Source organism: Pedobacter sp. W3I1 (assembly GCF_030816015.1).
Classification (GTDB): Bacteria; Bacteroidota; Bacteroidia; order Sphingobacteriales; family Sphingobacteriaceae; genus Pedobacter.
The window spans coordinates 2160428-2173859 of sequence record NZ_JAUSXN010000001.1 but is presented as its reverse complement, the minus strand read 5'-3'; the positions used below and the strand labels follow the sequence as shown (position 1 = coordinate 2173859).

16 protein-coding genes are annotated in these 13432 nt (G+C 39.2%); all 16 read right to left on the bottom strand.

The window, feature by feature from the left end; translation table 11 throughout:
• Positions 1 to 477, bottom strand: coding sequence for a hypothetical protein (locus QF042_RS09255; protein WP_307527529.1), 477 nt, complete (start codon positions 475 to 477; stop codon positions 1 to 3).
• Complete coding sequence (locus QF042_RS09250; protein ID WP_307527527.1) at positions 458 to 823, bottom strand: type II secretion system protein; 366 nt, start codon at positions 821 to 823, stop codon at positions 458 to 460. Before QF042_RS09250 ends, QF042_RS09255 begins: the two co-directional genes overlap by 20 nt.
• Complete coding sequence (locus QF042_RS09245) at positions 811 to 2049, bottom strand: hypothetical protein (protein ID WP_307527525.1); 1239 nt, start codon at positions 2047 to 2049, stop codon at positions 811 to 813. Before QF042_RS09245 ends, QF042_RS09250 begins: the two co-directional genes overlap by 13 nt.
• 92 nt (positions 2050 to 2141) lie before the next feature.
• Complete coding sequence (locus QF042_RS09240; RefSeq protein ID WP_307527523.1) at positions 2142 to 2843, bottom strand: hypothetical protein; 702 nt, start codon at positions 2841 to 2843, stop codon at positions 2142 to 2144.
• 12 nt (positions 2844 to 2855) lie between these two features.
• On the bottom strand, positions 2856 to 3527 hold the full coding sequence (locus QF042_RS09235) for a hypothetical protein (protein WP_307527521.1): 672 nt from the start codon (positions 3525 to 3527) through the stop codon (positions 2856 to 2858).
• Between the two features lie 21 nt (positions 3528 to 3548).
• Positions 3549 to 4445: a hypothetical protein gene (locus QF042_RS09230; RefSeq protein WP_307527519.1), complete on the bottom strand. Its 897-nt coding sequence runs from the start codon at positions 4443 to 4445 to the stop codon at positions 3549 to 3551.
• Between the two features lies 1 nt (position 4446).
• Positions 4447 to 5397, bottom strand: coding sequence for a hypothetical protein (locus tag QF042_RS09225; protein ID WP_307527517.1), 951 nt, complete (start codon positions 5395 to 5397; stop codon positions 4447 to 4449).
• 5 nt (positions 5398 to 5402) lie between these two features.
• Positions 5403 to 6191, bottom strand: coding sequence for a hypothetical protein (locus QF042_RS09220; RefSeq protein WP_307527516.1), 789 nt, complete (start codon positions 6189 to 6191; stop codon positions 5403 to 5405).
• Positions 6188 to 7105 carry a hypothetical protein gene (locus tag QF042_RS09215; protein ID WP_307527514.1) on the bottom strand — a complete coding sequence of 306 codons (918 nt, stop codon included), beginning with the start codon at positions 7103 to 7105 and terminating at the stop codon, positions 6188 to 6190. The genes QF042_RS09220 and QF042_RS09215 overlap by 4 nt, the downstream gene beginning before the upstream one ends.
• 13 nt (positions 7106 to 7118) lie before the next feature.
• Positions 7119 to 7808: a hypothetical protein gene (locus QF042_RS09210; protein ID WP_307527512.1), complete on the bottom strand. Its 690-nt coding sequence runs from the start codon at positions 7806 to 7808 to the stop codon at positions 7119 to 7121.
• Positions 7809 to 7812: 4 nt separating this feature from the next.
• Positions 7813 to 8550, bottom strand: a complete 738-nt coding sequence (locus QF042_RS09205; RefSeq protein ID WP_307527510.1) for a hypothetical protein — start codon at positions 8548 to 8550, stop codon at positions 7813 to 7815.
• Positions 8547 to 9419 carry a hypothetical protein gene (locus QF042_RS09200; RefSeq protein WP_307527509.1) on the bottom strand — a complete coding sequence of 291 codons (873 nt, stop codon included), beginning with the start codon at positions 9417 to 9419 and terminating at the stop codon, positions 8547 to 8549. Before QF042_RS09200 ends, QF042_RS09205 begins: the two co-directional genes overlap by 4 nt.
• Position 9420: 1 nt before the next feature.
• Positions 9421 to 10257, bottom strand: coding sequence for a hypothetical protein (locus QF042_RS09195; protein WP_307527507.1), 837 nt, complete (start codon positions 10255 to 10257; stop codon positions 9421 to 9423).
• A 38-nt stretch (positions 10258 to 10295) separates the two neighbouring features.
• Positions 10296 to 11369: a hypothetical protein gene (locus QF042_RS09190; protein WP_307527504.1), complete on the bottom strand. Its 1074-nt coding sequence runs from the start codon at positions 11367 to 11369 to the stop codon at positions 10296 to 10298.
• Positions 11370 to 11563: 194 nt separating this feature from the next.
• Complete coding sequence (locus QF042_RS09185) at positions 11564 to 12322, bottom strand: hypothetical protein (protein WP_307527502.1); 759 nt, start codon at positions 12320 to 12322, stop codon at positions 11564 to 11566.
• A 99-nt stretch (positions 12323 to 12421) separates the two neighbouring features.
• A complete protein-coding gene (locus QF042_RS09180) occupies positions 12422 to 13348 on the bottom strand; it encodes a hypothetical protein (protein ID WP_307527500.1) in 927 nt (308 codons plus the stop codon).
• Between the last annotated feature and the right edge of the window lie 84 nt (positions 13349 to 13432).

Genomic DNA, 13432 nt, shown 5'->3' with positions numbered 1-13432 from the left:
TTATTTAAGTAAATCGTGGGCACTATACATTTTCCCTATGGTAACTGGAATCATCCGCTGTTTCTCCATTTGGAGTTTAAAACTGATATGATCAACAGTATCCAACTCAAGGGCTTCTCTTCCTTCAAAAAGAAAAACCGCCTCTACCGGGCTTACATGAAAGCTATCGGTGCGTAAACCTTCTACCTTTCTCAATATGGCCGAATCGGCAAAGTTGTAGGCTATCCCTAAACTATCGCCAAGGATATTGATCCCTGATTCAGTTCTGATCAGGTACTTTCCTTTCAGGATATCTTTTTCCATGGTTCTGCGCAGGGTGAGTACCTCTTCAGCTGAAGCATTCCTTTTCTGAAAAACCTGAAAATAATCTCCAATCATACCATACGCGGTATAACAGATGCTCATACATACCGCAGCCAGAAGCATGGCTATGGCCACCTCCATCATGGTATAAGCTTCAATCTTCTTTGCTTTCATTGTTCAATTTTAAAAGAAACCTGATGCTACCTGCCGGAGTTCCGTGGTCGCTTGCCTTAATCTCTAAAAGATCAGTTTCTGATGAGGCTTGTTCGGTTTTAATCAGTTCATAATCTACACTATCGATAACCAGGTGTTCCTGTTCAATTTTTCCGTTTTCGATCACCTGAAGCCTGAGCGATTCGAGCTGTTGATTGATCTGAACTTTACGCATCGAAACTCCTCCACTGAGCACATTGGAAAAAAGCCCCATGGCAATAGAAAAAACCACCATGATGATCACCATCGCGATTAACACTTCGATCAGTGTTGATCCCGCCAATTTCTTTCCGTTCAATTTTCCCATCTGAGTATCTTTTTGTTTCCGGTAACCCCAGTAAATATGGCTGAAGTAAGGTAAACACGGTTTCTTGCCTTTCTATTTAAGGTTACATCTACCAGAAAATTTTCATATAGCGTTGTGGGCGTCTGCATGATAAAACGGTTACAGGAAACCTTTCCTTCTACTTTTATTTTTTTTTCGAGTTTGATCAATCCTGTTGCATAGATCTCGCCTTTAACCACTGTTTTTTCACCCAGACTAACCAAGGTCTGCAATGCCGATCTTTTGGGTTCATAACTGAGGATGGTGCCTTCAAAAACAACGTTACTGCCCAAAGTAATCTTCGCCTGGTCAACTGTTTTCTCCTTGCTGATCAGGGCCAGCACCGATGGATAACTGAGTGCCACATCATTTCCTACGATGATCGAATCACGCGCAAAAAGCTGACAGTTTCCTTTAAAACCATCGGCAATGACAATACTTTTTGCATAAATGATGGTATTATCGAGTTTTGCATCGGCAGAAATCCGCACTGTAGTATCCGAATAGAGCGTGATCTGACCGGAGAGGTTATTGTTTATCTTTGTTAAACGCGACACATCAAATTCTTTTGCAGTAGCGAAAAAAGAAACCTGCTCATCGCTTGCATTTAATGTTGAAAGCGCTGACGGATCAAAATCCAGTTTCTCTTCTATTTCGGTAATCCATTTCTTTTCAAGTCCGCCGAGCATTCTTTTGCTATCCTGTATCTTTCCATAAACCAATTGATCACCCGAGTATGGTCTGCTTTCCACATAAGATTTTCTCATCCCGGCTTTGGGTACTTCTACATCTCCCGTAATCCGGGTATCGCCGCTAACCGACAAAGGCCGGTCTTCATCACTCAGGTATACCGCTAAAGCATCGTTGGTGGTTTCGAGCCCTATCATAAAACTGCGTTTGAGTGTATCACTCAGCACAAAACTTTTTACTGTAGCAAGCGTGAAGATCCCCCATTTTTTTTTCGCGATGAGCACACTATCCGTCTGATCGCCGAAAAGATCCAGGCCTTCTATACTACCACTTGTATTTTCATTTTCGGCAAGTACATAGGCAATACCCGATTCCATATTCCTGCTTAGCCTGGCCATCCGCATTTCTTTCAGATAACTTCCGCGATAATGCGTAGCCAGCATGATCAGCGATGCACAGATTACCGCAATCAGGAAAGCAACAAATATCGAAAAATATAAGGCACCTGCTTTGAGCATATTTTAGTTCATTGGTTCATTAGTCATGGGTTCACTGGGTTATTTGTTCACAGCATATTATTACTAATTGTTAACTGCAAACTGGCAATTGTCTACTGATTCAGTTTCTTCTTCAGTTCATTGATTTCTTTCTGCTGGCTGATCATATATAGCGTAAGTTCCTCTATCTTTTCGAGCAGTTTTTTGTTCATTTTCCCGAGTTCAACCCCGTTTTCTTCGGCTTCTTTTGCTGAAGGAAGACCAGGCAGGTGTTTATTGACCGAAATATATCGTTCAAGTTCATCTGGACTAAGCGGATGGTAATCTGTAGCAAAAACATAATCAGGCCAGCCTGTTGCTTCTACTTTTACTTCCTTAGCCTTAATTTTCCCATTTACTGAAAGTTTTTCGGTCGGATTTGTGATGCCAATACCCACGTTTCCATCTGATTGAACCGTCAGTCTTGCGTCCGCAAGCGTTACACTCCCCGGCCCATCAGTATTCTCCATCGCGATATGAAATTTCCCTCTTGCAGCACCAGAAACACTTTCATAAATGATAGCTCCTTTTTGATACTGTGTGGTTTGCGTATAATCACCAAACCTGATCATGCCATAGTTCCCTGCAACATGAAAATTCGAACGTAAGGAAATCAATGGTACTGTAGTTGTATTCTCCGCCGTAAAAATATCCAGGCTACCTACCGGAGTAGAAGTTCCGATACCTACATTTCCATTTCCTGGAAAAGTATTCTGGGCGGCGCATATGGTGCTTAGGCATAACATGCCAACAGCGAATAATATTTTCGATTTCATCGTCAGCATTGATTATTTTTTTATTTTTTTCTCTATTTCATCCATTCTCTTGAGTATACCCTTAATCGTTTTGTCCTTTTCAATCAGGTGTAGGGTGAGTTCTTCAATTTTTTGGAGCAAAAGTTTGTTCATTTCACCCAGTTCGATACCGTTTTCTTTTACTTCCTGTGCATCCGGAATACCAGGAAGGTGTTTGTTTAGTTTAATATAACGATCGAGATCTGCCAAAGAGGAGATCTTATAATCCTTTTGAAATACATAATCGGGCCAGCCTGTGGCTTCTACCTTGATTTCTCTTGCCCTGATATTGCCATTTACAGCCAAACGCTCTGTACCAAATACTTCTGTGCCGATACCCACCTTACCATCTGCCCCCACAACCATGTGAACATAATATTTACCATCCACCCAATTTGTAGTACCAATCAAAAAGCGGTCATCCCCACTTCCATAATCATCACCTATATTTACCCTTAAATCGCTAACATTAGCTGTCCTATTAAATCTGTACATGGACAGCTCATCTCCATTAAAGCTTGCTCCATTAAAATATATCCTATTCCCTGGCCCGGTCAATACTGTACCATCGCCGCCAATAGATAAATCACCATTGATGGTCTGACTTTGTGCTTTCACCGCAATTACTGCAACCATAAAAGCGAGTGTTAAATAGATTTTTTTCATAAAATATAGTTTAGTTGATTGTTATCTTTTTTTAAGTTGATCGAGTTGTTTTTGCTGCGCTATACTTTCTTTTTTTAGCTCGATCACATAAAGTGTTAACTCTTCTATTTTTTTGAGTAACAGTTTGTTCATCTCTCCCAGTTCTACTCCATTCGTTTCGGCTTCTTTGGCTGAGGGTATCTCCGGCAGATGTTTATTGGATTTGATGTAACTTTCCAATCCCGATAACGTTCCAACCTTATAGCCTTCCTCAAAAACATAATCAGGCCAGTTGGCCGTTTCTACTTTGATTTCATGTGCCCTGATCTTTCCATTAACTGAAAGTTTTTCTCGAGGGGTGGTAGTGCCTATACCAAAATCGCCATTGGTTAATATTGTAACAGCCTTAGTTTCACTGTTACCAACAGAGAATCCAATCCCATCAAAAGCCCTGATTAATAGATCATTTCCGGTACGTTTAAAACCAGCAATCATATTGCCCCCTAAATCAGTATGTTTTAACCAGTAACCATCAATACTGTTGTATTTAAGATTTACTTCACCGGCCACTTCAAGCTTAGACGTGGGAGTGAGTGTTCCTAAACCCAGGTTCCCTCCTGAGAGCACCATAAAAGTTTGGCCCATATCACCCCACATTTGTACTCCAGTGTAGGGGTTTCTTTCCCACCAAGTCCTTGTATTTAACTGCGGTTCTAAAAATGAAAGATCAACGGCAATCCCATCATGTAATGATGCGGAGAACCAATCGCTACCATTTTGATTACGGTACAGCCAGATTTTATGCATCACATTATTTGCTATAGTCGAACCTCCGGCACCTGATATTTCATACGCATTCCCTTTAACAGCACCGAGTTGAGCCCGTGCTTGACTTAAAATACTCCCAATGAGTGTAAGCGCTAATATTATTTTTTTCATTTTACAGTTTTTTAAGTTCGATTTTATCTATCCGCTCAATCATTTTTTTGATGGCCGCTTCTTGCTGCAACTGTATTGCCCTCAATAGTTTATTTTCAATTTCCACATTTTGGAGTGCTTTGTCTTTGTCAATCAAATGAAGTGTTAATTCCTCTATCTTTTGCTGCTGCAATCTTACCATTTCTCCTAATTCTAAGCCATTTTCAGCAATTTCTTTAGCCGTTGGCATACCAGGCAAGTGTTTATTCGCTTTGATATAACTTTCCAAGCCTTTCAACGTTCCAACCTTGTAACCTTCCTCAAAAACATAATCTGGCCAGTTGGCCGTTTCTACTTTGATTTCCTTTGCCCTGATTTTACCGTTGACAGAAAGTTTTTCGCGTGGCGTGGTAGTGCCTATGCCCACATCACCTTTTCCAGAAATCGTTAATTCTTCTGAATAAAACCCAGAGACACTACTCGGTATAAGTTGAACATAGTCCAAGTAAACGTCTGTAATCCCTGGCTGGAAATTCATTCCCCTCATTTCCAGATTGGTGATTCCGTGCGGAATAGATACCGGAATGGTAATCAGTTGCCATTCATTATTAGCTTTAAACATATTGGGTGTAATCCAGATCGCACTATGCACAACAGAACCATACTGGCTTACAACATCGAGCATAAAGAGGCTGGAAGAAGCGCTATTGGATCCCACTTTTATTCTTGCCTGAAATAAATAGCTCCCTGCAGCAACTGGTATATATGGTCCGGCCCAAAAAGTACCATCAGCTGCTCCCGCTGATCGAAACATACATGTCCCTCCATTGGCTTTAGCATCGCTAACCATGGTAGTTCCCGGTGTAACGTTTAAACCGTTGCTTTCATCCTGAAAAATGGTTGATATGGAACCTTGTGAAAAGCAGTTGCAGAATATTATTGCAAAGATTAAGGTTAAAAATAATTGCTTCATATCTTCTATTTTTTCTTTTTATTTTCCAAAGCATCCATTCTTTTAAGAAGTAAATCGATCTGTTTATCTTTCTCAATCAAATGCAGTGTAAGCTCTTCTATCTTTTTCTGTTGTACATTAACCATTGTTCCCAATTCAAGACCGTTGGTTTCAATTTCTTTCGCAGTAGGCATATCAGGCAGATGTTTATTGGCTTTGATATAACTTTCCAAACCTTTCAACGTTCCAATATTGTAACCTTCCTCAAAAACATAATCAGGCCAGTTGGCAGTTTCTACTTTGATTTCCTTTGCCCTGATTTTTCCATTAACTGAAAGTTTTTCGCGTGGCGTGGTAGTGCCTATGCCAACGTCGCCATTAGCTTTAATCGCCATAGAAAGTGACCCTGTGAACGCCTGGCCTTCGGTTACCGAACCTGGTATATTCGTATAAAACACAATGCCACCTTGATGATGCTGTCCATTTCCCGGAATTACGATTGAAGCACCAGACATTGAAGCATGTGTATTGGCAATTTTCAGATCATCATTATTAGAAAAAAATAGATTAGATGACATGAGTACGGTCCCATGATTATTTGAACTAAAATTCGCGAAGTTCTTCGTACTTGTATTGATATTTGTTTGGCCAAACGCGGCATTAAAGCTTTTTATATTACCAAGAACATCCAATTTTGATGTTGGATTCGAAATACCGATTCCCACATTTCCAGTAGCGGGAAAAACATTATCGGTCTGTGCTAAAACAGTACCTACACATATATTGAGGAGTAAAATACCAAGGATTTTTTTCATTTTTTAACGTTTATTTTTGGTTTACTATCTGCATTCTCTAACTTCTTTAACCTTTCTTCGAATGCAGTTAGCTTTTCAGCTTGCAATTTCAACAGGCTATTCTGTTGCAAAGCATTTTTATCTTTCTCAATTAAATGCAAAGTCAGTTCTTCCACTTTCTTTAACAATAACTTATTCATTTCGCCCAATTCTACACCATTTGCTTCTACTTCTTTTGCAGATGGTATTTCCGGCAGGTGTTTATTGGCCATAATATAGCTTTCTAACTCTACCAAGGTTCCAATTTTATAACCTTTATCAAAAACGTAATCTGGCCAGTTGGTGGCTTCTATTTTGATTTCATGTGCTCTGATCTTACCGTTGACCGAAAGTTTTTCTCTGGGAATAGCTGTACCTATGCCTACATTGCCATTGTCCATTAGTGTAAACTTGTTGGCACACATCCCACCGCTACAACCACTTACATCGTAGGCCCAAAACTGTAAGCTATTTCCATATGAGCCACCCATGTTATAAATCTTCCATGAGTTAGCTGTCCCACTAGCAGTTTTAGCGGGATTGTCAATTTGAATTGTCCCTCCAATATCTGGATCAGATACAGTACTGATTAAAGTTCCGTTTATGATTGCATGTCCCCTTACGTCTAGTCTCTGTTGAGGCTGCATTGTTCCTATCCCTATATTACCTACGTTATTAATAAAAAAATTTGTGCTATTATTTGAGCTATTATATAAACCAAACCCCATGCTGTTTGAATACAAACTATTATAATTTATGTTGTCTTCTTTACGCATCAGTATTTCTGTAGAATTTATGCCGTTACTTTGAAGATCAATAACGTGATTGATGGTTTGTTGCGCCCGTATTATAATTGAAAGTAATAATAGAGCCATTAATAAGATATTTTTTTTCATTTCATTGAGATATTTATAATTTCCTTTTCAACCTACTGATTTCGGTCTGTTGTGCATCAACTTTTTTATTTACTTCTATAAGATGCAGTGTCAGTTCTTCAATCTTTTTAAGTAAGAGTTTGTTCATCTCACCTAATTCTACCCCATTTGCTTCAATTTCCTTAGCAGAAGGTATTTCTGGCAGGTGTTTATTCACTTTAATATAACTTTCCAAAGCTTCCAATTTTCCAACCTTGTAACCTTCCTCAAAAACATAATCTGGCCAATTAGTGGCTTCAACTTTCACTTCTCTAGCTCTGATTATACCATTGACAGCCAGCTTTTCATTTGGATTTAAGATTCCGATCCCAACATTTCCTGAACTTACCCTTAATCCCCCACCCTTAATATCGACATAGCTGTTTTGATAAGAACTACCTGGCTCCAGTATTATCCCGGTATCCCAAGACAGTTTTAATTGTTGAAAGGCTGGCGCAACCCAGGTACCTGGTGTACGATAAATCCCGTAATTTAATGGGTTAGGGTTAAACCAGGTAATTCCATCTGGCATATCGGTTCCATCGTTTACATTATTAAAACTAATTTTGGCTGCAGGATTTAAAGTACCAACTCCTACATTTCCTGTGGCGGGAAACACATTGCTTTGAGCTGAAACAGTACCATAGCATAGGCTTAGTAATAAAAGTGTGAGTAAGTTCTTCATTTTCTTATTTATTTGTGGTTTTCTTTATGTTTGTCAGCTCTTTTATCACATGATCTATCTGCTCTTGTTGCTTTTTATTTACCTCTTTTTCGTTTTTAAGCTGTTTATCTTTTTCAATCAGATACAAAGTGAGTTCCTCTATCTTTTGCAGGAGTTTAATATTCAGCTCACCCAAGTTGACACCATTTTCAACCATCTGCCTGGCAGTTGGAATTTCTGGCAGGTGCTTGTTTGTTTTTACAAATTCTTCGAGTTCTGTTAACTCTGAGAGTTTATAGCCTTGCTCAAATACAAAATCGGCACCTGCATTAGTAGCAACTTTAATTTCACGGGCACCGATTTTACCTGCAACGGTAAGCTTTTCTTGCGGGCTAGTTGTTCCTATCCCTATATTTCCATTGCCATTGATGCGCAATTTTTCAGTCTGCCCAGTTAGATAAGAATTTTGGGTAAAGAACTGCAATGCATATGTATTCACGCCCTGATTTTCGGTAAACGTGCGCAAGGAGGTGCCAAAGTTGGCATATTGGCCAAAACTTAATGAATGATCGATCATAATAACAGACTCATTAGTTTCATTCATCAAGTTTTTAACCAGAATATTCCCACCCCGAATATCTAAGACAGCTAATGGATTGGTTGTTCCAATGCCTGCATTACCACTTGTAGGGAAAGTATTGGTTTGGGCCGATCCAAGTTTGGCAAATCCCAATAAGATCATTAGAAAATAACAATTTTTCATAGTTTATTTTTAATATGTATGGATTTCTTAGTTTTAAAGCTATGCTCCAAATTGTGCAGTCTTTCTCCGTAGCTGTTAATAATCAACTGTTGCGCTTTAAGTTCTTTATCTTTTTCAATCAGATGCAGGGTAAGTTCCTCTACCTTTTGCAGGAGTTTAATATTTAGCTCGCCAAGGTCTACACCGTTTTCTACCATTTGTTTGGCCGTAGGAATCTCGGGCAGGTGTTTATTGATTTTAACAAATTTTTCCAGTTCTGCTAACTCTGGAAGTTTATAGCCTTGCTCAAATACAAAATCGGCACCTGCATTAGTAGCAACTTTAATTTCACGGGCACCGATTTTACCTGCAACGGTAAGCATATCAGTTGGATTTGTTGTGCCGATCCCTACATTCCCACCACTATTTTGTAATATTAAATTATTGGTTAGGGCTCCCCCATTGCTAAAGGCCCTTAATTGAGTGTAGCTATTTCCTGTTACACTACCTTGATCAATCTGGATAAAAGAACCTGTTGAACCCAAAACCAGATCATTCGTTCCAATAAATGTTGTTCCACGAACATCAAGTTTACCTAAGGGAGTATTTGTACCTATTCCAACAAGACCATTGCCATCAATCAATAACCTTGATTGGCCCCCGGTAAACAGCCTAATACCGGCAAATCCAGAAATAAAAGCGGAGGGCGGCACATTGGACTGTTCACTATACCATCCCAATCCGTAATGTGCGACAGTTTTTCCGGCAAAGCTAAAATTGTCGTTAGCGTCTATCGTGACTGCAATTTGATTATTCCCTGAATAAAATGTCTGTGCAAATCCAGATGTTACCACACCGCAAAAAATCAGACTCACAATTAATTTGATCATGTTATTTTAATTTGATTTGTTCCTTTAATTTTCTGATCTGTTTATCCTGTTCAATGAGCATTAACGTCATTTCTTCCATCTTCTTTAACAGGAGGTTATTCATTTTTCCAACTTCAAGTCCATTTAGGCTAACCTCATCTGCACTTGGCATTTCTGGTAGATGTTTGTACGTCATAATATACTTCTCAAGATCAGGTAGTGAGGTGAGCTGATAATTTTCTCCAAAAACATAATCTGGCCAATTTGTTGATTCTACTTTTACTTCTTTTGCCCGGATATTGCCGTTGACAGATAATTTTTCCCTCGGCGTTGTAGTTCCAATGCCAACATTATCCATAAAGTAAGTTTTACTGGAAACCAAGAATTCTTCTGTTAAATCGAGAGCAGTTAAATTAGTAGGAGGATCTAATTTGGCAAGAGATGGTTGCCAGCTCCCAGAAACCGAACTAAGGGATAATACAGCTTCTTGCCCAGTATAACTAGGCATCATTGCATAAAACTCCCAAGTGTAGAGATTGGTCTGGATTACACGAATTGAAGAAAGGATCTTCGTTCTACCTGTATTGTAAAAGCTACCAGATGCAAAAAAACCATCCAGCTGAGAAGCACCGTTACTTGTTCTAAAATGGATATGACACTCGCCATTTTGATGATAACTTGCGTTATAACCACCTCCAGAAATAACCTGGATCGATGCATCTGCGCCTTGCTGCTGCAATGTTAACGTTCCTAAACGGAACCATCCGAAGAAACCACCCGTATCACCAAAGTTGATATTTTGGGCGTTTACGCTTGCAGTCGTACAAAGAACAATTAATAAAAAATATATTTTTTTCATTCGTCTACATTTTTTTTGTTGTGAAACTATAATATCCTTTACTTCTTTTGTCTAATCAACAATTGTAGCTGTTGTTTTAATTCGAGATAACCTTTCTCCAACCCTTCTATCTGGACTTGCTGCACTTTGCTGACCAATACTTCTTTTTCAATGGCTTTCTCCTTTTCGATCAGATGCAAAGTCAGTTCTTCAATTTTTTCTTGCTGTAACCTAACCATTTCGCCCAGTTCTAAACCTTTGTTAGTAATTTCTTCTGCCGTTGGCATCCCCGGCAGGTGTTTATTCGCTTTAATATAACTAGCTAATCCTTTCAACGTTCCAAGATTATAATCTTTTTCAAAAACATAATCAGGCCAGTTGGTGGCTTCTACTTTCACCTCTCGTGCTCGGATATTGCCATTTACTGAAAGTTTTTCTCGTGGAGTAAGTGTACCGATACCAATCTGACCATTCAGATCCAAAAACATTGCAGTCTGGTATTCGAGCGCATCATAACTGCTCTTACTCTTTGCATACTGAAATTGTAAGCCTGGGCCACCGTTATCGATATTTGCCATTAATCTTATACCGTATGAGTTTTCTGCTGAGTTATGATTAACCATTTCTAAAGCCGAATTTCCATTCCCCAATTGCCCAAGCTGAAGTCTCTCGAAATTATAGTTACCAGGAATAAGAACCTGTTTTGGCTGATTTGAGCTGTTAAAATCACCCAATTGAAGTAAAGTCGTTGGATTATTGGTACCAATCCCCACATTTCCATTATATTGCCAGGTCATTGCATGCTGATCTGGAATATTGTTCTGGTTATTTCCCCCGTTTACATATAGATCTAACCTTGATCCCGAATAGTATGGGCCACCATGAGCGATCCTAAACTCAGCTGATTCATGATAACTATAGTTCCCTGTACCAAACCGTGATAACTTTAAGGTCGTTTGAGCAGCTGATACCACCCCCGCCGGTTTGCTGTCCGGACCAACAAATATCTGCAGGGGCGCATCCGGACTAAGCGTACCGATGCCCGCCGGGCCGTTCGTAGGAAAAGTATTCTGCGCATAAGCCAGGCTACCGCCAGACAATACAAATAAGATCATTAAAAACTTAAAATTCATAACTTAAGGCTTTTGTTTATCGGTTTTAGATTAGTTATTTCGAGACTTTAGGCTTTGGGTGAGGACATTGTTTTTTGTTTTTTTTATTTAGTAGATATCGTGCGAATCACTACACTTTTCACAACAGCTTAATGTCAGCTCACCACATTTTCCATCCAAAACGATGGATGCACATTTTATTTTTACGAAGAGATTTATTTAAGTTTCATTTGAATATCCTTCAGTATTTTTGCCTGTCCTTCAACCACAGCTTGCAAAGCACTCATCTGCTTATCTTTCTCAATCAGGTGTAAGGTTAATTCCTCTACTTTTTGCAGCAGCTTAACGTTAAGTTCGCCCAAGTTAATGCCGTTTTCTATCATTTCTTTGGCTGTAGGGATCTCTGGCAAATGTTTGTTGGTTTTTACAAATTTTTCCAGTTCATTTAAATCAGGGAGTTTGTAACCAGGCTCGAACACAAAATCAGCACCTGCATTCGTAGAAACCTTAATTTCCTGTGCGCCAATTTTTCCGGCCACCGTAAGTTTATCTTGTGGGTTGATTGTACCGATGCCAAAATTACCTCCGGTGATATAATGATTTCCTTGTCCTGTAATCATTAATTTCCCAGAAGATTCTACATTGTTTTTTGAATCCAACAATGTCATCCAATCAGACCAACTGCCTTGAGCATAAAAAGCCTCTCTGTACCGAATTTTAGAATTATCCCATCCACCAAAATATAACTGGCCCGTTTGATGACTAGACAAGCCATAAATTTCCATTACGGTGCCAAAAGAAGTAGGCCCTCCATTATTATAATTATCCCAGAGCTTAATAGACATCGGATTGATAGATGTTCTGGGAGCTGCCGAGAAATCGATGTTTTGATGTGTAAATGTTAACTGCTCTTGCTGTGCAAATAAGAAGCTTGAGTATACAAGATTAAAAAAAAGCGTTAATTTTAATTTCATAATTCTGTTTTGATTATACTTTCAAAGTTTAACGCTCCGTTTTATAAAGCGCTTGTTGGTGATTTTATTATAAAGCCCCTAATTTTTCTCTTAAGGCTTTTATTTGTCGGTTTTAGGTTTGTTATTTTCAAGAACTTCCACTCTTTCAATAAGCGCATCGATTTTTTTATCCTTTTCAATTAAATGTAAAGTCAGTTCTTCAATTTTTTCTAATAATTTTTTGTTCATCTCACCCAGTTCAATACCATTTGCGGCAACTTCTTTGGCTGAAGGCATGCCTGGTAAGTGCTTGTTTTCTTTGATATATAAATCGAGATTCTTTAGGCTAATGATGGGGTAGTGTGCCTCGAAAACATAATCAGGCCATAAGGCGGATTCTACCTTGATTTCGCGTGCCCTGATTTTCCCTTCTACACTGAGCTTTTCGCTTAAGCTTGCTGTTCCAATGCCTACATTCCCATTGGTACCAGAGATAACAAACGAATTGTTAGTCACAAGCGTTCCATCACCGTTATAAACCTGAATATGGAGATTCTGGTCACCACCACCATTATTGATCTGAAATGCTTTTCCTGCCGGGTCAAAAATCGCCCCTGTGGCCGACTCACGGTTAAACCCCAATGTTCCAAAATAGGGATTTGAACCAGGATTGATACTTACCCCCGTTCCACTACCAGATCTTACTGTTAATGTTGAGCCAGGTGTTGTTGTTCCAATGCCAACATTTCCTCTAAAGAAACTACTTCCACCAAGCCCGGTAGCAAGTGATATGTTGGGTTCATCGCTACTCCATACAGAAAAATGGAAGTCATTACCAGAACTACTAATGCGGGAAGCACTGGTGTTCGACCACCACATCATACTACTATTATGTCTGATCCCTCCCGCAGCATCACTACCAATGACCACATCAGCACCATAGGGGTTGGCAGGATCGATTACATTGTTACCAGTAGTTACCACCTGGATCTGGGCCAAGGTTATACTACTATAGAGTAAACAGATGGAAAATAATTTGAATTTCATTGTTACAGTTTAGTTGAATATTAAATACTCTGGATTTTTTAATTCTGCAGGATATTGAATTTTTGCTGATCTGGTTATTGGTTT

Bases quoted from the DNA above. Each gene is read 5' to 3' on its own strand.
- QF042_RS09255 (WP_307527529.1), bottom strand. From the start codon at position 477: ATGAAAGCAAAGAAGATTGAAGCTTATACCATGATGGAGGTGGCCATA.
- QF042_RS09250 (WP_307527527.1), bottom strand. From the start codon at position 823: ATGGGAAAATTGAACGGAAAGAAATTGGCGGGATCAACACTGATCGAA.
- QF042_RS09245 (WP_307527525.1), bottom strand. From the start codon at position 2,049: ATGCTCAAAGCAGGTGCCTTATATTTTTCGATATTTGTTGCTTTCCTG.
- QF042_RS09240 (WP_307527523.1), bottom strand. From the start codon at position 2,843: ATGAAATCGAAAATATTATTCGCTGTTGGCATGTTATGCCTAAGCACC.
- QF042_RS09235 (WP_307527521.1), bottom strand. From the start codon at position 3,527: ATGAAAAAAATCTATTTAACACTCGCTTTTATGGTTGCAGTAATTGCG.
- QF042_RS09230 (WP_307527519.1), bottom strand. From the start codon at position 4,445: ATGAAAAAAATAATATTAGCGCTTACACTCATTGGGAGTATTTTAAGT.
- QF042_RS09225 (WP_307527517.1), bottom strand. From the start codon at position 5,397: ATGAAGCAATTATTTTTAACCTTAATCTTTGCAATAATATTCTGCAAC.
- QF042_RS09220 (WP_307527516.1), bottom strand. From the start codon at position 6,191: ATGAAAAAAATCCTTGGTATTTTACTCCTCAATATATGTGTAGGTACT.
- QF042_RS09215 (WP_307527514.1), bottom strand. From the start codon at position 7,105: ATGAAAAAAAATATCTTATTAATGGCTCTATTATTACTTTCAATTATA.
- QF042_RS09210 (WP_307527512.1), bottom strand. From the start codon at position 7,808: ATGAAGAACTTACTCACACTTTTATTACTAAGCCTATGCTATGGTACT.
- QF042_RS09205 (WP_307527510.1), bottom strand. From the start codon at position 8,550: ATGAAAAATTGTTATTTTCTAATGATCTTATTGGGATTTGCCAAACTT.
- QF042_RS09200 (WP_307527509.1), bottom strand. From the start codon at position 9,419: ATGATCAAATTAATTGTGAGTCTGATTTTTTGCGGTGTGGTAACATCT.
- QF042_RS09195 (WP_307527507.1), bottom strand. From the start codon at position 10,257: ATGAAAAAAATATATTTTTTATTAATTGTTCTTTGTACGACTGCAAGC.
- QF042_RS09190 (WP_307527504.1), bottom strand. From the start codon at position 11,369: ATGAATTTTAAGTTTTTAATGATCTTATTTGTATTGTCTGGCGGTAGC.
- QF042_RS09185 (WP_307527502.1), bottom strand. From the start codon at position 12,322: ATGAAATTAAAATTAACGCTTTTTTTTAATCTTGTATACTCAAGCTTC.
- QF042_RS09180 (WP_307527500.1), bottom strand. From the start codon at position 13,348: ATGAAATTCAAATTATTTTCCATCTGTTTACTCTATAGTAGTATAACC.